This window comes from Niallia sp. WK069_GA_01 (genome assembly GCF_983173855.1).
The window spans coordinates 1,902,030-1,919,172 of sequence record NZ_OZ470138.1; the positions used below are offsets into that span (position 1 = coordinate 1,902,030).

Genomic DNA, 17,143 nt, shown 5'->3' on the forward strand with positions numbered 1-17,143 from the left:
GAACCATGATACGAAGATGTAGGAAAATATTTCTTATCATGGTTTCGGGTTTTTTTTATGTAAAAAAGAAGGTTTGTGATAATCACCCGCAGCCTGAATACACTCGCTTTCCGTGAGGCTCGAGCTGAGCCGCTTCGGCCCTTGGCTTGCAGGGTCTCATCTAACCTGCTAATCCCATAGGAGTCTACGTGTATACAGGCTACTTCATTTTCCAATTTATTTCATTTTTTTCTTGGTAAAAGAATTAGGATTTAGAAAATAGCCTTTAAAAACGATGTGGAATGGAGCGGAAGACACTCGACTCCTCTCCTACGGGAAGTAGAGGAAAGCGAGTGTCTGTAGCGCAATGCAACAACATAGTTTTTATACTTAACTACTCAAACTTCGCAGTTATAAATTCCTCTTCATGTATTAGCATAACTTGGTTTAGAGTAATTAGAAAAGGGTGATTGATTCGTCTTTTTGGGTGTTTTTTTGCAAACATTATTCCTTATAAATTGGGGCAAGATTCTCGTTTCAGGATGCTCGCTTTCCGTGGGGCGTGCGATGAGCCTCCTCGGCGCAAGCCTGCGGGGTCTCATCTAACCCGCTAATCCCACAGGAGTCTCGCACCTTACACTCCAATCAAGCCGTTTTGATCCATTAGTTGTTGTCGTTAAACTGGTAAAAACACCCACTTTATAGAAATAGACTAAAAGTGCACATTTTGGGAGAACAACGTTGAATAATAAACATAAAAAATCAACGCGCTACTAGTATTTAGTCATCATACCTTGTCATGAAATTCGAAGACAAGAACTTATTCTAAAACAGGTTGCTTGTAACGGAGGGTGCGAAGACTCCTGCGGGAAATGTGGGAAGGCTGAGACCCCGCAAGGCAACGCCGAGGAGGCTCAGCTCCCACCCCGCGGAAAGCGAAGCAACCCGTAGTGGAAAGCAACCTCCACAATAAAAAACAAGCCTCCCATTTTATTGTTCTAAACCGAGTAACATCAAGACTTGCAAACGAATTTGAAGGTGCGAAGTTTGGGTTAACTATATGAAAAAACATAAATAACCAGTATAGGGAAGTTTAGAAAAAAGGTTGTTGCCAATATTGTTAGTAATTTCATAAGGATATTGATAAAGTTATATGATAAAGTAGTCATATAGTTTGGTAGAGTGAAAGGTGGGATTAGATGGAGAATATGATAAAATACTTAACAGAAAAAATGGTAGATTATAAAAGGTTTGCGACTGTTTTATTGGCTGTAGGTGTCTTTTTTTATTTAGGTGTCATCATTCCTGCTATTGAAAAATCTCAAATGAATACTGAAATTATGATGTTGATGACAATGCTCTGCTTAGGAGCTTCGATTTTCTTTTTTGCTAAAGCAAAGAAATTCCAGCAACATATTAATGAAATAAAAGATGAAGAAAATTAATAGTTATTTGGTGAAGAAAGGAGAATTAGTTTCCTTTCTTTTTTTGACGATAAGAAAGTGTGAATTTTTTTGGGTATGTTAAAGACAAACTTATATATAGACTTAAGTCAATATCGTACAAGAAAAAGTGTATAAAAACTGCTATTTTTAAATAGGTCATTACAGTATAGGAGGATAGCTGTGTATGGTAAAGGAAGTCCGAACTGTTTATGTTGATTCTGATTTACATATTGAAGCGTATCGATTTAAGGGAATCATGCAAAAGTTTCCTGCTCATTTTCATGAATATTATGTGATTGGTTTTATTGAAGAAGGTCAGCGTTATTTGGTGTGCAAGGGAGAAGAGTACATTATTAATCCAGGCGATTTAGTATTGTTTAATCCTTATGATACCCATAGCTGTGAGCAGATTGATGGTAAAACACTGGATTATCGCTGCATCAATGTGAAACCGGAAGTTATGAAAAAGATGCTGCTGGAAATCAAGGGAGAAGAACAGCTTCCATGTTTTAATAAAAGTGTTTTATTCCATAGTGAGCTTGTATCTAACTTGAAAGAACTACATCTGAATATTTTTCAGGAAGAGAGTGAGTTTAAAAAAGAGGAGTTATTTTTATCCTTATTAGAAGTGCTTGTTCGGAAGTATTCTGATCTTACACACTTTCCACAGGTATCTGAAACTGCTCGTGAAATTCAAATAGTATGTAATTATTTAGAAACGAATTATAGAAAAACGATTACGCTTAATGAATTGGCAAACTTAACAGGATGGAGCAAATATCATTTAGTTCGATCTTTTACAAGACAAAAGGGAATCACTCCTTATAACTATTTGGAAACAATTCGGGTGAATCATGCAAAAAATTTTTTGGAACAGGGAGTAAAGCCAGTTGAAGTGACTTTTTTAACAGGATTTAGTGATCAAAGCCACTTGACTAAATTTTTTAAAAGACAGGTTGGCTTAACACCAAAACAATATATGAAAGTATTTGAAAGTGGTGGAGAAATAGGATGAAGAATATGGAAACAAAATGTGTACTAGTTATTGACGAGAAATTACCTATAGGAATAATTGGCAACATAGCGGCTATCCTTGGCATAACACTTGGAAAGCATGCTCCTGAACTGGTAGGTCCAAGTGTAGCAGACAGTTGTGGAATTGAACATTTAGGGATTGTGAAAAAACCGGTTCCTATCCTGAGCGGGAGTAAGGAAACCCTACTTTCACTAAGAGAGAAGTCCATGACAGCACTTTATTCAGATTTGCTTGTTGTGGGTTTTTCAGATGCTGCGCAAAAGTGTAAAACATATGAGGAATACATAGCGAACATGCAGAAACGATCAAAAACGGACTATCTTTACTTTGGAGTCGGAATTTATGGAGATAAGAAAAAAGTAAACCGTTTAACTGGCGGTTTCTCTTTGCTAAGGTAAATTGAGCCGAAACGTTCAGTCACTTTATCATTTAGGAATATATAACAGTAGAATAGAACAACGATAGAACGAGGAGGATTTAAGTGGATAACTTAATAGCATTCATTCTAATGGCTGTCATGATGTCAATGCTTCCTGGTACGGATACAGTCCTTATTATGAAGAATACACTCAAGCATGGAGCAAAGGCAGGACGTTTCACGATACTTGGTATGGCAACTGGTCTTACTTTTTGGACTATTATTGCTGTTTTTGGGCTAGCCTTAGTTATTGCCCAGTCCGTACTCCTATTTAATACTATTAAGTATTTAGGAGCGGCATACTTATTTTATTTAGGTGTAAGATCATTTTTTACTAAAAGTACCCTTTCATTAGAGGATGTTCAAGGAGATAATCAGTGCGCTGCAAATAAGTTAGCATACCAACATTGTAAAGAAGCTTATTTACAGGGAGTAATCAGTAATATGCTTAACCCGAAGACTATCTTGGTTTACATAACTTTTATGCCCCAATTCATTGATCTTAATGAAAATATAAATCAACAGTTGATTGGATTAGGGTTGATTCTTACTCTTATTGCGGTAACTTGGTTTTTAATTGTTGTTTATTTATTAAATCATGTGAAGAAATGGCTAAAAAAACCTGGTTTTCAAACGAAATTTCAAAAATCTACTGGAATTATGCTTATAGGATTTGGTGTAAAAACGGTTATATGAATTTTATTGGTAATGGATTTAGCATTTTAAAAAACAATTGACCCATTTTTCTGAAAAGGGGTTTACAAAATTGGTAATGGAGGATATACTTACCAATGTAAATAATATTTCTTAAAGGAGGTTGAATGATATGCAAAAAGTTTTAAGATTAGTAGCTGGATTAATGGGAAGAAACAACACTACAACTTTATATGCAAGAAGCACGAATTCAACCACTAAGGAATGGAAGAACTAGTTTAAACAATCATAGTCTATCCAACCGCAGGTGAGTCGTGTCCTGCGGTTTTTTATATGCTTTTTTAAGTATGGCCGCAGGAGCATTAGTCTCTTTGCGGTTTTTTTGCGCTTTTTTAATTAAAATTTTACATTTTAGTTAAAATTAGTAAAAGAGGTAGAGGCAGGAGGTGATAATATGACATTAAATTTATTGTTTTTTACAATCATAATAAAAAAGCAGGAATTAACGACAGAAGAAGTGCTGCATGAACAACGCATTAATAAAATTATGGAAGAAAATAAAGAAAGGCAAATTTTATTAGGCGGTTTTTCTCGGCATCTATAAGAATTTTTAAAAATTTATAGGGAGGTGAAAAGTATGACACTGAATATCTTATTCTTTACGATTACCATTAAAAAGGCACAACAGACAACAGAAGAAATTCTTCATGAGAAGCAGATTGAAAAAATAATGGAAGAAAATAAAGTGAAAGCAATATCTATGTATCGTGGATTTTAAAAATTAGAAAAAGAAAGGTGTGAGGTATTATGATTATTATTTTACAAAGACGTCAAGCAATCCTGTGGGTGGAGAAAGATTCTACCTAACGAAACGGTATAAAGGAGAATGATTATGAATCTTTATGTTTTATTATTAACGGTAGAATGGAAAAGGAAAAAAGAAAAAAAGGGGAAAACTGTTCATTAATTTGAAGTGGGAAGTATAAAAGAATGCAGTGAATCTCCATGCTTTCTGCCTGTGAAATCAGCCATCAAGAGAAAAATTATTCTCCCTTGATGGCTGTTATTTTACAAATAGAAATTATTAGTGTTTCACATATCTATATTCTAAAAGATGTTTTAAATCGTTTATTTGTTCTAATAATTTTTCGCCAACATTTGTTTCTAAAACTTTTTTTCTTTCAAGTTCTCGATCTACAACCCTTTTTACGGATAATACATCGGTGCCATGATGCAGTACATCCTCTTTTGAAGTAAATTGTTTATGTGCAACTAACTGCATTCCATATGAGTTGTATAATAATGTATATCCGGCAATTCCTGTTTTAGATTGATAGGCCTTTGAAAAACCACCGTCTATAACGATCATTTTTCCATTTGCTTTAATTGGATTCTCCCCATTTATCTCTTCTACTGGTGTATGTCCATTGATAATGCGTCCTTGCTCTATGTTTAAATCGAATTCCTCTAAAATTTTTTGACAGATGATTTCTTGTTCACGCAATTTGTAATATGGATTTTTTCGTTCCTTATGTGTTTCTTTTTCTTTAATAAAATAGCGTTCAAATGTGGTCATGTTTTGTTTGCCAAATAAAGAAGAGTTTTCACCAGACCATAGGTACCATATCATATCGGTCGCCAAATCATCTGATATTTCTGGATGAGAAAAACCGTATCTCAAATAGTATTCAAAGGTATCCAGCAATCGTTTTCCACTATATTCCCTTTCGTTTATTACCATTGTTTTCATACTGCCATCCTGATTCAACGGAATACAGCCATGAATTAATAGATTGCCATTATATTTAAGATATAGACTGCCTTTTTTCATCAAAAAATTCATATGTCTAGATAGTTTTTCTGAATGCTGAATCGAAAATAAAAGCTTATCGATGACTTGTTCTTCTTCTTTCAAAAGTAGTCCAGGGTTTTTGGGATCAATGGTTGCAAAGCATGTGTTTTCCAATGAATACGTATTGCCATCCAGCTCAATCGTATGATGCGTATAATCAATTTTCTCTAGCAATTTCCTGTGATTCATATGAAAATCAGGTCGTCTTTTAATGATCTCTATTTCCAATTTAAATTGAATGATGGAAATGGCTTGATGAATTTTTGTGATTTGTAAAATTCCTTCGTCAGATACATTTTCCTCTTTGGAACTTAATTTAGGACGAAAAGCAGGATTGTCTGTGTAATGCTTTTCTGCAAGATTTAAAAGGGGGCGTAAATTGATTCCGTAGACATCTTCAATAATATCTAAGTTATCATATCTTGCGCAGATTCGAATAATATTTGCTAGACATACTTTTGATCCAGCAAAAGCTCCAATCCATAACACATCATGATTTCCCCATTGAATATCAACAGAGTGATACTTCATTAGCCGATCCATGATCTTATCTGGAGCGGGTCCACGGTCATAAATATCCCCAACAACATGAAGATGATCTACAACGAGCTCTTGGATTGTATAGGCTAGTCCACTTATTAGCTTGCTTGCTTGGCCGAGGGAGATGATTTTTTCAATGATACCGGAATAATAATCTTTTTTATTATCGAGTTCATCCTTTTTATATAACAGCTCTTCAATAATATAGACAAATTGGTTCGGCAATGCTTTTCGAACTTTAGAACGCGTATACTTAGAAGAAGCAAAAGAAACCAATCTTATCATTTGCTCGATTGTATCTGTATACCATTGATATAATTGTTCTTTCTGTTGAAAAGAGTTTTTAACAAGATATAGTTTATCTTCTGGATAGTAAACGAGTGTTGCTAATTCATTGACTTCCTTTTTTGAAAGTTCCTCTTTAAATAGGTCTTTTATTTTTTCTTTTACATTACCAGAGCCATTTCTTAAGACATGTTGAAAGGCGTTATATTCTCCATGTAAGTCACTGACAAAATGTTCCGTTCCTTTTGGTAAATTTAAAATGGATTCTAAATTGATTAATTCAGTGACAACTTTTTCTTCACAGTCATATTTTTCCGTTAACAGGTCCAAATATTTCGTATCCATCTGCATCCCCTCGCATCGATCTGTTCTTATGATTAAGCATGTTAAAATTTCGATAGAAAATGAAAAAACCTTAAATCTATTATACAAGTATTAGGAAAGAAAACGTTATATTTTTACTCGGAGATAAAGGAACCATTATCTAGTTAACAGTTTTTAACAGATAGTAAAGTCAGCAGAATAGGGTCTGTTGTTTAACGAAAACAAGAAATAAAAGTAATTACCCCCTTCATAAAGTAAATAAACCTGAAAAATAAATATTTTCTCTAGATTATTATCTGCAGGACAGGCAAAACCATCTTCCGTTTCACATAGTAATAAAGTATAGGCAAATGTCCTTGAATGTGGAGGTGGAGCAATGTCTGGAATTTTATATTCGCTCGGGATTTTTCTAAAAGAATTAGTATTTCTTGTCTCCTATGTTAAAAATAATGCGTTCCCTCAGCCGTTATCAGCAGCTGACGAAAAAAAATATTTACGACTGATGGCTGAAGGGGATTCACATGCTCGCAATATGTTAATTGAACATAATTTACGCCTTGTTGCACATATTGTAAAGAAGTTTGAGAATACAGGAGAGGATTCAGAAGATCTCATTTCAATTGGAACCATTGGATTGATAAAAGGGATTGAAAGTTTTTCAGAAGGGAAAGGAACAAAACTTGCTACTTATGCGGCTCGCTGTATTGAAAATGAAATATTAATGCATTTACGCGCATTAAAGAAAACCAAAAAAGATGTATCCCTTCATGATCCAATTGGTCAAGATAAAGAGGGAAATGAAATTAGTTTGATCGATGTATTAAAGTCTGAGTCGGAAGATGTTGTTAATACAATCCAATTAAATATGGAATTAGAAAAAGTTAAGGAATATATAGATGTATTAGATGACAGAGAAAAAGAAGTAATTGTCGGACGGTTTGGTTTGGATTTGCAGAAAGAAAAGACCCAAAGGGAAATAGCTAAAGAGCTGGGGATTTCCAGAAGTTATGTATCAAGAATTGAAAAAAGGGCGTTAATGAAAATGTTTCATGAATTTTATCGGGCGGAAAAAGAAAAAAGAAGAAATAATTAATTAGAAGACAAAGCTTATAAGAAAAAATAAACATTTTTATAGAACAAGGATGCTTTAAAATGGAGCACCTTGTTCTTTTTTTACTTTGCTTAAAAATAATTATTCTCCTTCTGCATATTTTATTGACTGTGTATGATTAGTTGCTATTGTTTTTACCACTTCTCCATTGTCATTTTTGTAGATTTCATATTCTCTGTACGTTTCTACTAGATAACCATCCTCTTTCATCGTTGAATCTAATTTATATTCTAGCTCAGGAGCCCCCGTAGATTCTTCTGCTGTATTTACTTCTTGTGTTTCATCTGTATCTCCATAAAAATAAACATAATCTTTATTTATACTAGCTGTTGGTGTCTCCACATAGGCAGCAAAAGCCAATAAAATTAGAACAATAATCGCTGCAAGTCCTTTTTTCATTTCCAGTTCCTCCTCGCATTAACCGGCTTAGACAGCCGGAAGTGTCCCTTTATATATTTTATGCTCGTCTTATTAGAGTATGCCGAACATTGAGAATACGTTTGGAAGAAGGAAGGTGGACACAAATACATGCTATCGTGAAAATATGGAGAAGAAATGGAGGATAATCGTATAATATTTACAAAAATGTCCAGTCATTTTTCCTGTCCAAGCTATACACTATTTAGTAAGGAGGTGAATGATATTGGTGAGAATATTTATTGATCCAGGACATGGTGGTTCTGATTCAGGAGCAACTGGATACGGTATTCAAGAAAAAAATATTACGCTGCAGATTGCAACAAAGATCCGCGATATTTTACAAAATGAATATAAAGGTATTTCCTTACGTATGAGTCGTACAAATGACAGTACGGTGAGTTTGTCGGAACGAACGGATGCTGCTAACGCATGGGGAGCCGATTATTATCTGTCTGTTCATATTAACGCTGGAGGTGGAACTGGATTTGAAAGTTATGTGTTCACTGGTACAGGAACACCCACTACCACTTATCAAACAACGATACACAATGAAGTGATAAAAAGTACAAAATTCACTGATCGAGGAAGAAAAAAAGCAAACTTTCATGTATTAAGAGAAACAACTATGCCAGCTATATTAACAGAGAATGGCTTTATTGATACTCCTTCTGATGCAGCCAAACTAAAGGATACTGCTTTTATTACCACTATTGCACGTGGACATGTTAATGGTCTAGCGCTTGCTCTTAAATTGAAAAAAAAGGAGAATACAGTCAATAAAGATCTATACAAGGTGCAAATAGGAGCATTTAAAAATAAAAAAAATGCTGATACCCTTTCTTCCCAAGCAAAAGAAAAGGGCTTTGATTCCATTGTTATAGCCAATGAAGGATTGTATAAAGTTCAAATAGGCGCTTTTTCACAAAGAAACAATGCAAATCAACTTGTTTCTAAAGCGGAAAAAGCTGGATTCGATGCGATTCTTGTGAAGAATTAGTAATGAAATATTTGTAAACGGTTGATAAAAATTAACATTATGTATTCCACAGCCTGAATTCACTTCACTTTCTATCATGTCTCCTCCAAGGTCTTCCCATATAAGTCTTAGCGGATTCAGGCTGTGTTATTTATATAATTGAGGTTATTAAGAAGCAGCCTAAATAAAAATGTACATAGTAGTAAAATTGCCTAAACAATATCCAAAAAACTGAATAGCTTAGTATAGAGAGGAGGAGTGTAAATGGTGACATATGGTAATCCTTATCAAGCTATACCAAGCGGGCCAATGGTCCCTGGGGGATATCCACCAGCAGGAGCAGGATTTGGAGCACCTTCACCCTATGGAGCACCTTATGGAACAGGCTATGGTGGTGCATGGTATGCTTTGCTGATTATTTTATTTATTGTCATTCTAGTGTTCGGAAGTTTTTGGTATATAGGGAACCAATTTTATTAAAAAATGAAAAAGAGATGAAGATAGAAGAAATAACGCAAATAAAAAAATTAACCAGGATCGCTTTACAAGTGATTCTGTTTTTGTTTTAGACTAGGATTAATAATAACGTTAACTCAAACTTCGCACCATCAAATTCGTTTGCAAGTCTTGATATTACTCGGTTTAAGAACAATAAAATGGGAGGCTTGTTTTTTAGTGTGGGGTTTGCTTTCCACTGCGGGTTGCTTCGCTTTCCGCGGGGCTAAGCTTGAGCCTCCTCGGCGTTGCCTTGCGGGGTCTCAGCCTTCCCATATTTCCCGCAGGAGTCTTCGCACTCTCCGTTACAAGCACCCTGTTTTAGTATAAGTTCTTGGCTTCGAATTTCATGGCAAGGCATGATTGCTAAACCATAGTAGCGTTGTTTTTTATGTTATTATTCAACGTTATTCTACTAAAATGTGTCGCTTTTAGTCTATTCAATAAAGTGGGTGTTTTTACCAATTCAACGACAGCAACTAATGGAGCAAAACGGCTTGATTGGAGTGGAAGGTGCGAGACTCCTGTGGGCTCAGCGCGAGCCCCACGGAAAGCGAGCATCCTGAAACGAGAATCTTGCCCCTATTTATAAGGAATAATGTTTGCAAACAAACACTCAAAAAGACGAATCAATCATCCTTTTCTACTTGCTCTAAACCAAGTTATGCTAATACATGAAGAGGAATTTATAACTGCGAAGTTTGAGAAGTTAATATTTATATGAAATAAGAGCCCTTTTTTAAAAGGCTCATTTTTATCTATAAAAAGTATATTAATCCAGTAATTCCTAAAGAAGATAATCCAATCAAACCAAAAATTATTGCTATTTTTGTTCTGAAATTACGATGCTCTGCAGTTTCAGAATGAAAAGTAGCTCTTTGTTGTTGTCCATCCGACAAAACTCCAATAAAAATGCCTGAAATAATAATTCCAATTATACCAACAATAAGAAATAATTTTAACATGTATGTTCCTCCTCTTCACTCATTGATTAATATACGTATCCAAGCATAAATACGTTTCATGAAATTTTACAGATTTTACGTTGGTGATTGTTAGGCTATTATTTATGAAAGCGATTAGGTATAAGCAACTATCAATGATTATTTTTACTTACATAGTAATCAGTGTAATGATGCAAGTAAGCAGAGTTAATAGAAATTTAGAAATAATATAACTATAATAATAGAAGTATATAAAAAAAGGGAGAGATTTATTTGACATCAAAAGCATACTCAACCGTTTGGGACTTAGATGTATTTTTCGAAGGAGGAAGCAATTCGCAAGCCTTTACAAAGCATCTTCAAACAATAAAGGAAAGCATTACATTATTCGCCGATACAGTACAAAGCTATCATCCGAAAGATGGAAAAAAAGATCAAGTAATCGTCAAAGAAATCATTGGACTATTCGAAAAGACTGTAAAAAAAATAAGACAAGCTGGAGCTTTTGTCAGCTGCTTACAAGCACAAAATATGAAAGACAAAAATGCAGATGCATTAAGAGGTCAGGTTACAGAACTAAGTGCTGCATTTCAAAATGTATTAACCACATTTGATGGAAAGATATCCTCTTACGAAGAAAACCAATGGAATATCCTTTTAGAAGGAGAAGACCTATCAGAGTTGGCATTTGTTTTATCAGAGAGACGAAAAAATGCCAAAGAAAAGCTTTCAGAAGAAGAGGAAACGCTTATTAATAAATTGAGTATTGACGGGTATCATGGATGGGGACAAATGTACGATACTATTGTCGGGACAGTGCAAATTCCTCTTCAAGAAAATAATCAAACAAAATTACTATCCGTAGGACAGGCGGCGAATAAATTTTCCAACCCTAATCGCAATGTTCGAAAGGAAGTATTCTCTGAATGGGAAAAAGCTTGGGATGAGAAAGGGGCACTTCTTGCTAAAACATTAAACCATCTGGCAGGGTTTCGTTTAAATGTTTATGAAAAAAGAGGCTGGAATAATGTTTTAAAAGAGCCATTGAGTATTAATCGAATGCAGGAAAAAACGTTGCAAACGATGTGGCAGGTTATTTCTAAAAATAAAAAGCCATTTGTACAATTTTTAGAGCGAAAAGCCCAACTGCTCGGTGTAGATAAACTAAGCTGGTATGACTTAGATGCTCCGTTAGGTAAAGTAGAGTCGAAAATGGACTATCAAGAAGGAGCAGCTTTTATTTTAAATCATTTCTCTCAATTTGGAGAAAAGATGACGTCATTTTCTAAAAAAGCGTTTGAGGATAAATGGATTGAAGCGGAGGATAGAGAAGGAAAGAGACCTGGTGGTTTTCATACCTATTTTCCAGAGAGCAGTCAATCCCGCATCTTTATGACCTATTCTGGTACGACATCTAATGTATCAACATTGGCTCATGAACTGGGACATGGCTTCCACACATATGCAATGAAGGATATGCACACATTAAATCGTAATTATGCGATGAATGTAGCAGAAACTGCTTCTACCTTTGCGGAAATGATTGTATCAGATGCAGCTGTAAAAAATGCCACAAATGCGGAAGAAAAGCTAAGTTTACTTGAAGATAAAATTCAGCGTTCTATTGCGTTGTTGATGAATATTCATGCACGTTTTCTTTTTGAAACAAAATTTTATGAAGAGCGTAAAAAAGGAATAGTGAGTAAAGAAAGATTAGATGAACTAATGCTAGAAGCACAAAAAACAGCATATGGAGAGGCGTTAGAGGAGTATCATCCATCTTTTTGGTCATCGAAGCTACATTTTTATATTACTGGCGTTCCGTTTTATAATTTTCCGTATACATTTGGCTATTTATTTTCTCTTGGCATTTATGCCAAAGCATTACAAGAAGGAACAGGTTACGAAGAAAAATATATTGCTTTATTAAAGGATACAGCAAGTATGACAGTAGAAGAACTAGCGAAAAAGCATCTAGGTGTTGATTTAACGGAAGAATCATTTTGGGAAAGTGCTGTTCAATTATGTATAGATGATGTAGAAGAGTTCTTGGCATTAACGAAATAAAGAGTCATCCAGTTTAGAGAATGAATAAAAAAAATCCTTCTGCAGCGAGCATTGGCAGAAGGATCTTCTTTTTTATTAAAGTGTTGTTTACACTTTTCTCCATTTGAAATTACCAATCATCAAGATAGACATGATTAGCATTAAAAACAAATAAATATGTGGAGGAATAAAATTAATCCATAAACTGAAAAAGGTAATAATACAACCTGCAGCAGTGATTGGCAGTCCAGTGAAATAACCATTATTTTCGGTAATATTAAATCGTGCTAAACGAAAAGCTCCACAGCAAATATATAACACAGTAAAAAAAGAACCAGGAGCTCCCAACTCATTTAATATGCCTTGATAGATTAACAGGGCTGGTGCTACTCCAAATGAAACAATATCACTCATAGAGTCTAATTGCTTTCCTAGTTCTGATTCAATGTTAAATTTTCTTGCAGTCATGCCATCTAATCTATCTGTAAGGGCAGCAATGAAGATTAATAGCAGACTTAATTGAATATGTCCTTTTAAACTGAAAATAATAGAAAATCCACCTAAGAATAAATTTGTTAATGTAAGGCAATTTGCTATTTGTGTTTTTAATTTTTTAACCGTTTGGTCTAAAAAATCCAATAAAAACATTTCATTCACTCCTAGTATGAATAAATTCATACAAGTATTTTATTATATAATAATATATAATTTTAATGTACTATATGATTGTTCGTAAAGAAAAATCTATAAATTATTGGGGGATCATTTTATTGAAATCATTTTTTTATCGTTTTTTAATAGAATTAACGAATGGGAAATGGAGCTCTTATTTGATTAAAAAGTTTGCGTATTCTAGGATTAGTTCCATTATTATTCCGTCTTTTGCAAAGCTATACCAAATAAATATAAAAGAGATGGAAAAAAATATAAAGGAATATAAAAACCTGCATGAATTTTTTATTAGGAAATTAAAACCTGGAGTAAGAACCAGCAAGGCAGATGTGGAAGAGGTTATCAGCCCTGTAGATGCTATCATTGAAGAGATGGGAATAATTAGTGGGGAACATACAATCACTGTTAAAGATAAAAGGTATTCGATCTCAGAAATGTTGGGAAGTGAAAAAAGCGTACAGAAATATGCAGGTGGTACATACATAATCTTTTATTTAAGTCCAAGTCATTACCACCGGATACATAGTCCTGTTGAAGGAGAGATAGTAAAACAATGGACGTTAGGATCGAAGTCTTATCCTGTTAATAAATGGGGAATAAAATATGGAAGGGATACACTTGCGAAAAACTACCGCACCATTACGGAAGTGAAAACAGCGGATAATCAATTTGCTGCAATTATAAAAGTTGGTGCTATGTTCATTAACTCCATTGTTTTGTCACATAAAGGGGAAAAGCTAAAAAAAGGGGAAGAAATGGCTTACTTTTCTTTTGGATCAACGGTTATTTTATTATTTGAAGAAGGAACATTTATAAGCAAAGACTTCCTTTCTACCCCATATCCAGTTAAAATAGGTGAAGTAATTGGTAATTTAACGAGGGAAAACATGGATAAAAAAATAAACCTAGGCAGTAATAACTAGGTTTTGGAATGAATGATAACGAGCGTATAGTCGTTATTTTATGACCATTCTCAACCACACAAGCCTTATGGCGCCCGTGCTGTTGAGAATTGTTTGTTCACTGCTTATTACTAAGGCTGTTGCTTTTAAACCCGCACTTATTCTTTTTTCTAGAGGTTGTTCAAAAAGTCCGGTAAAAATGACACATCGAATTTCTTCGTTGGTTTGCTTCTCCGCTTCTCACGTATTAACACCGTACGCTGTGATGCTCGAAGCTAAACCGCCTCGAACTTCTCGGTCCTTTTTATCCTTCTTTTTGAACACGCACTTCTATTAAAAACAAAAAGTCTTATCGATAATTAATAACTCGGTATTTCACAACGATTCGTTCCATAATAGAGCTGAGTCAGCTGTTAGATATGATTAACTCAAGGGTTGGGCATTTTTATTAAGAAGAAACTTTTATTTTATTACTTAATGAACGTCGGTGAATCTCTGTTTCAATGAGACGTATAAACTCTGGGCTAAGGTTCAGCTCTCTGGCTTTATGATATGACTCAATTAACAATTCATCTGACAGTTTACGCATGTCAGAACACCTCCATTCATTAAAGTAGTATGTACAAAAAACAGCTTGTCCTTTCTTCAAAATCAATAAGAAAGAAGAAACTTTTGTTTATAGTTGACAGCTGGTTGCAGGGAATGATTGACTTATCTATTCGATTAGAAACATTTCCGTTTTGCTTATAGTCTTACTTTAACAAAAATAAACAGTTAGAACAACTGTTCTGATATCCACAATAACAAGTGGATAACCTGTGATTAACATGTTAAAAAGTGGAAGGGTTGTTTTAATAACAGTGTGTAATATGTGTATAATGTTATCCACATATGTTGAAAAATGCGTATTTTGTCGAAAAGTATTTTGATATTTTTAAAAAAAATTATCATATCTACTTTTTCAGGAGAGGAAAAGGTATAATATAACTTTGTTCTTCATGAAAAAGGAATTGCTATTGCGTGGCAGCTTGACCCTCTCCTGTGCAGAAAGCGAGAGATAAGGTAAGCCTCGGCAGTTCGTTTACTGCAATTTTACGGATTCTTGTGAATATCAAAATGGTAATGGAACAGAATCGATATTTTTTAAATGATGCAATTACGATAAAGAGGTGTTCTAAATTGTTAAATCACTTTCTACCAGATCAGCATGTAAAAAGCATTTCTGAGATAACTCCTGATCTTTTAAAAGAAAAAGGCATAAAAGGGATAATAACGGATCTTGATAATACGTTAGTAGAATGGGATCGCCCCCTTGCTACCCCTAAGATTATGGAATGGTTTGCAGAAATGAAAAGAAATAAGATAAAAGTAACAATTGTTTCAAATAATAAAGAAGGAAGAGTGAAAGCTTTTTCCGATCCTTTAAATATACCGTTTATATTTAAAGCAAGAAAACCAATGGGAAGAGCATTTCGAAAAGCGATACTGCAAATGGGCATAAAAAAAGAAGAAGCAGTAGTGATTGGGGACCAATTATTAACGGATGTACTTGGTGGAAATCGAAACGGGTTTCATACGATTTTAGTTGTGCCAGTTGCCCAAACCGATGGCTTTATGACTAAAATAAATCGCAGAATTGAACGAAGAATATTAAATTGGTTTCGAAAAAAAGGAAAAATAACTTGGGAGGATCAATAAGTGTCAGAAAAAATACATTGTATAGGCTGCGGAGTCGAGATACAAACAGATAATCCAGAACAATTAGGGTATACTCCACCTTCAGCATTAGAAAAGGAAGTAATTATTTGTCAACGCTGCTTTCGTTTAAAACATTATAATGAAGTTCAAGATGTATCGTTAACAGACAGCGATTTCTTAAAAATATTAAACGAGATTGGAAAACGAGACAGTCTTATTGTAAAAATTGTCGATATTTTTGATTTTAATGGAAGTTGGCTGCCAGGACTTCATCGATTTATAGGAAAAAATAAATTATTGCTTGTTGGCAACAAGGTTGATCTTTTGCCAAAATCGGTAAAGAAGCAAAAAGTCATCAATTGGATGAAAAAAGAGGCTAAAGATCTTGGATTAAGACCTGAGGATGTGTTTTTAGTAAGTGCAGAGAAAGGGCAAATGATCCAAGAGGTGTTAGAAGCAATTGAATATTACCGACAAGGGAAAGATGTCTACGTTGTAGGGTGTACAAATGTTGGGAAATCAACCTTTATTAATCGGATTGTAAAAGAAGTGTCTGGGGAAGAGGATATTATTACAACCTCTCATTTTCCAGGAACCACATTGGATATTATTGAAATTCCATTAGCTGATGAAAAGGCCTTAGTAGATACTCCTGGAATTATTAATCATCATCAGATGGCACATTATGTAGATAAAAAAGACCTGAAATATATTACACCAAAAAAAGAAATTAAAGCAAAAATCTATCAGCTTGAAGATGGACAAACATTATTTTTTGGGGGATTAGCACGATTTGATTTTGTGAAAGGTGAAAAACAGGCTTTTGTCTGCTATTTCTCAAATGAAATAAACATCCATCGCACAAAAACAGAAAATGCAGATGAATTGTATGAAAAACATGTTGGAGAAATGTTGGCGCCACCTCGAAAAGATCAGTTAGATGAATTTCCACAGCTGGTTAGGCATGATTTTATAATAAAAGAAGCAAAAACAGATGTTGTCTTTTCAGGATTAGGGTGGATTACTGTAAATGAGGCGAATGTAAAAGTATCTGTATATGTTCCAAAAGGGGTTCATGCTTTAGTTAGAAAATCTTTAATATAGAGATTGTTCAAAAAGTCCGGTAAAAATGACACGTCGAATTTCTTCATTGGTTTGATTTTCCGCTTCTTACGTATTAACTAGAGGATCTTCAACTAAAGACGCTCACGTCATGTGAGCAACGTTGAAGTCACCACATTCTGCGGAATATCGATACAGAAAGCTAATCCGTCTCGGACTTCTTGGTCCTTTTTATCCTCCTTTTTGAACACGCACTTATAGAGAGAGAAGGTTGTTCGAAAAGT

General features: G+C 34.4%; 18 protein-coding genes. 13 read left to right on the top strand and 5 right to left on the bottom strand.

The window, feature by feature from the left end; all coding sequences use genetic code 11:
* Positions 1-1,178 precede the first annotated feature (1,178 nt).
* The 6 genes from AC5LWL_RS08935 to AC5LWL_RS08960 all read left to right on the top strand — a co-directional run bounded on the left by AC5LWL_RS08935 (position 1,179) and on the right by AC5LWL_RS08960 (position 4,310).
* Positions 1,179-1,424, top strand: a complete 246-nt coding sequence (locus AC5LWL_RS08935) for a YrhC family protein (RefSeq protein WP_493433987.1) — start codon at positions 1,179-1,181, stop codon at positions 1,422-1,424.
* Between the two features lie 184 nt (positions 1,425-1,608).
* Positions 1,609-2,439, top strand: coding sequence for an AraC family ligand binding domain-containing protein (locus tag AC5LWL_RS08940; RefSeq protein WP_493433988.1), 831 nt, complete (start codon positions 1,609-1,611; stop codon positions 2,437-2,439).
* Positions 2,436-2,858 (top strand): DUF2000 domain-containing protein, encoded by a 423-nt coding sequence (locus tag AC5LWL_RS08945; RefSeq protein WP_493433989.1) that lies wholly within the window; start codon positions 2,436-2,438, stop codon positions 2,856-2,858. The genes AC5LWL_RS08940 and AC5LWL_RS08945 overlap by 4 nt, the downstream gene beginning before the upstream one ends.
* 110 nt (positions 2,859-2,968) lie before the next feature.
* Entirely contained in the window at positions 2,969-3,574 is a 606-nt protein-coding gene (locus AC5LWL_RS08950; protein ID WP_493436573.1) for a LysE family transporter, read from the top strand.
* A gap of 412 nt (positions 3,575-3,986) precedes the next feature.
* Entirely contained in the window at positions 3,987-4,136 is a 150-nt protein-coding gene (locus tag AC5LWL_RS08955) for a YrzI family small protein (protein ID WP_493433990.1), read from the top strand.
* Positions 4,137-4,169: 33 nt separating this feature from the next.
* Entirely contained in the window at positions 4,170-4,310 is a 141-nt protein-coding gene (locus AC5LWL_RS08960) for a YrzI family small protein (RefSeq protein ID WP_493433991.1), read from the top strand.
* A 306-nt stretch (positions 4,311-4,616) separates the two neighbouring features.
* Here the strand turns inward: AC5LWL_RS08960 and AC5LWL_RS08965 are convergent, their stop codons facing one another.
* Complete coding sequence (locus tag AC5LWL_RS08965) at positions 4,617-6,554, bottom strand: fructose-1,6-bisphosphatase (RefSeq protein ID WP_493433992.1); 1,938 nt, start codon at positions 6,552-6,554, stop codon at positions 4,617-4,619.
* Between the two features lie 355 nt (positions 6,555-6,909).
* On the opposite strand from AC5LWL_RS08965, the gene sigK reads away from it, so the two are divergent.
* Positions 6,910-7,626: an RNA polymerase sporulation sigma factor SigK gene (sigK, locus tag AC5LWL_RS08970; protein WP_493433993.1), complete on the top strand. Its 717-nt coding sequence runs from the start codon at positions 6,910-6,912 to the stop codon at positions 7,624-7,626.
* A 99-nt stretch (positions 7,627-7,725) separates the two neighbouring features.
* Here sigK and AC5LWL_RS08975 read toward each other — a convergent pair whose 3' ends face one another.
* Positions 7,726-8,043, bottom strand: a complete 318-nt coding sequence (locus tag AC5LWL_RS08975; RefSeq protein ID WP_493433994.1) for a hypothetical protein — start codon at positions 8,041-8,043, stop codon at positions 7,726-7,728.
* Positions 8,044-8,287: 244 nt separating this feature from the next.
* On the opposite strand from AC5LWL_RS08975, the gene AC5LWL_RS08980 reads away from it, so the two are divergent.
* Together AC5LWL_RS08980 and AC5LWL_RS08985 are read left to right on the top strand one after the other, a co-directional pair.
* The gene (locus AC5LWL_RS08980; protein WP_493433995.1) at positions 8,288-9,061 is read left to right on the top strand and encodes an N-acetylmuramoyl-L-alanine amidase; all 774 of its coding nucleotides are present in this window, start codon (positions 8,288-8,290) and stop codon (positions 9,059-9,061) included.
* A gap of 243 nt (positions 9,062-9,304) precedes the next feature.
* Positions 9,305-9,520 carry a hypothetical protein gene (locus AC5LWL_RS08985; protein WP_493433996.1) on the top strand — a complete coding sequence of 72 codons (216 nt, stop codon included), beginning with the start codon at positions 9,305-9,307 and terminating at the stop codon, positions 9,518-9,520.
* A 773-nt stretch (positions 9,521-10,293) separates the two neighbouring features.
* Here the strand turns inward: AC5LWL_RS08985 and AC5LWL_RS08990 are convergent.
* Positions 10,294-10,500 (bottom strand): DUF5316 family protein, encoded by a 207-nt coding sequence (locus AC5LWL_RS08990; protein ID WP_493433997.1) that lies wholly within the window; start codon positions 10,498-10,500, stop codon positions 10,294-10,296.
* A 252-nt stretch (positions 10,501-10,752) separates the two neighbouring features.
* Here AC5LWL_RS08990 and AC5LWL_RS08995 point away from each other — a divergent pair, with 252 nt between their 5' ends.
* Entirely contained in the window at positions 10,753-12,546 is a 1,794-nt protein-coding gene (locus AC5LWL_RS08995) for a M3 family oligoendopeptidase (RefSeq protein ID WP_493433998.1), read from the top strand.
* Between the two features lie 87 nt (positions 12,547-12,633).
* Here AC5LWL_RS08995 and pssA read toward each other — a convergent pair whose 3' ends face one another.
* On the bottom strand, positions 12,634-13,173 hold the full coding sequence (pssA, locus tag AC5LWL_RS09000; protein WP_493433999.1) for a CDP-diacylglycerol--serine O-phosphatidyltransferase: 540 nt from the start codon (positions 13,171-13,173) through the stop codon (positions 12,634-12,636).
* Positions 13,174-13,295: 122 nt separating this feature from the next.
* Between pssA and AC5LWL_RS09005 the strand changes: the two genes are divergently transcribed.
* Positions 13,296-14,120 carry a phosphatidylserine decarboxylase gene (locus AC5LWL_RS09005; protein ID WP_493434000.1) on the top strand — a complete coding sequence of 275 codons (825 nt, stop codon included), beginning with the start codon at positions 13,296-13,298 and terminating at the stop codon, positions 14,118-14,120.
* A gap of 427 nt (positions 14,121-14,547) precedes the next feature.
* Here AC5LWL_RS09005 and AC5LWL_RS09010 read toward each other — a convergent pair whose 3' ends face one another.
* On the bottom strand, positions 14,548-14,688 hold the full coding sequence (locus tag AC5LWL_RS09010; protein WP_016202937.1) for a sporulation histidine kinase inhibitor Sda: 141 nt from the start codon (positions 14,686-14,688) through the stop codon (positions 14,548-14,550).
* 590 nt (positions 14,689-15,278) lie between these two features.
* On the opposite strand from AC5LWL_RS09010, the gene AC5LWL_RS09015 reads away from it, so the two are divergent.
* A complete protein-coding gene (locus tag AC5LWL_RS09015) occupies positions 15,279-15,797 on the top strand; it encodes a YqeG family HAD IIIA-type phosphatase (protein ID WP_493436574.1) in 519 nt (172 codons plus the stop codon).
* Positions 15,798-16,901, top strand: coding sequence for a ribosome biogenesis GTPase YqeH (yqeH, locus tag AC5LWL_RS09020; RefSeq protein ID WP_493434001.1), 1,104 nt, complete (start codon positions 15,798-15,800; stop codon positions 16,899-16,901).
* Positions 16,902-17,143 lie beyond the last annotated feature (242 nt).

Excerpts from the sequence above, each read along its gene's own strand:
- AC5LWL_RS08935 (WP_493433987.1), top strand. The coding sequence starts at position 1,179 with ATGGAGAATATGATAAAATACTTAACAGAAAAAATGGTAGATTATAAA.
- AC5LWL_RS08940 (WP_493433988.1), top strand. The coding sequence starts at position 1,609 with ATGGTAAAGGAAGTCCGAACTGTTTATGTTGATTCTGATTTACATATT.
- AC5LWL_RS08945 (WP_493433989.1), top strand. The coding sequence starts at position 2,436 with ATGAAGAATATGGAAACAAAATGTGTACTAGTTATTGACGAGAAATTA.
- AC5LWL_RS08950 (WP_493436573.1), top strand. The coding sequence starts at position 2,969 with ATGGCTGTCATGATGTCAATGCTTCCTGGTACGGATACAGTCCTTATT.
- AC5LWL_RS08955 (WP_493433990.1), top strand. The coding sequence starts at position 3,987 with ATGACATTAAATTTATTGTTTTTTACAATCATAATAAAAAAGCAGGAA.
- AC5LWL_RS08960 (WP_493433991.1), top strand. The coding sequence starts at position 4,170 with ATGACACTGAATATCTTATTCTTTACGATTACCATTAAAAAGGCACAA.
- AC5LWL_RS08965 (WP_493433992.1), bottom strand. The coding sequence starts at position 6,554 with ATGGATACGAAATATTTGGACCTGTTAACGGAAAAATATGACTGTGAA.
- sigK (WP_493433993.1), top strand. The coding sequence starts at position 6,910 with ATGTCTGGAATTTTATATTCGCTCGGGATTTTTCTAAAAGAATTAGTA.
- AC5LWL_RS08975 (WP_493433994.1), bottom strand. The coding sequence starts at position 8,043 with ATGAAAAAAGGACTTGCAGCGATTATTGTTCTAATTTTATTGGCTTTT.
- AC5LWL_RS08985 (WP_493433996.1), top strand. The coding sequence starts at position 9,305 with ATGGTGACATATGGTAATCCTTATCAAGCTATACCAAGCGGGCCAATG.
- AC5LWL_RS08990 (WP_493433997.1), bottom strand. The coding sequence starts at position 10,500 with ATGTTAAAATTATTTCTTATTGTTGGTATAATTGGAATTATTATTTCA.
- pssA (WP_493433999.1), bottom strand. The coding sequence starts at position 13,173 with ATGTTTTTATTGGATTTTTTAGACCAAACGGTTAAAAAATTAAAAACA.
- AC5LWL_RS09010 (WP_016202937.1), bottom strand. The coding sequence starts at position 14,688 with ATGCGTAAACTGTCAGATGAATTGTTAATTGAGTCATATCATAAAGCC.